This is a genomic window from Lutimaribacter marinistellae (assembly GCF_042648365.1).
GTDB lineage: Bacteria > Pseudomonadota > Alphaproteobacteria > Rhodobacterales > Rhodobacteraceae > Lutimaribacter_A > Lutimaribacter_A marinistellae.
On record NZ_JBHRXI010000050.1, the window covers coordinates 1 to 523 of the forward strand.

Sequence of the window (523 nt, forward strand, 5' to 3'; positions counted from 1 at the left end):
GGGCGATGCCGTGCCCGAAAGGCGATTGCGCAAGCGCAATCTGCCGGAAGGGACTTCGTTCACGACCAGCTCGCCCTGGGTAGGAGGTTGCGCATCCTGACCGTTGTCGACACGCATTCCCGGCTCTGCCCTGCGGCCGACCCGCGCTTCACCTATCGGGGCGAAGATGTTGTGCAGACGCTCGAACGGGTCTGCGGGCAGATCGGCTACCCCAAGACGATCAGAGTCGATAACGGCAGCGAGTTCATCTCGCGGGACCTCGATCTCTGGGCCTATGCCAACGACGTTACCCTCGACTTCTCACGGCCTGGAAAGCCCACGGACAATGGCTTCATTGGGGCGTTTAACAGCAAGCTCCGGGCGGAATGCCTGAACGCGCACTGGTTCATGAGCCTTGCAGATGCCCGCGAAAAGCTGGAGGATTGGCGTCGGCACTACAATGAGGACAGACCCCACAGCGCAATCGGATACAACGTCCCGATTGCCATGCATTATCCCGATGGCGTCACCAGCCCGTCATCGT

General features: G+C 61.0%; 1 protein-coding gene. It reads left to right on the forward strand.

The genetic code is table 11. From position 1 onward, the window contains the following. A partial coding sequence (locus ACFORG_RS23685; RefSeq protein ID WP_386738091.1) for an integrase core domain-containing protein occupies positions 1–523 on the forward strand: 523 nt, incomplete at both ends.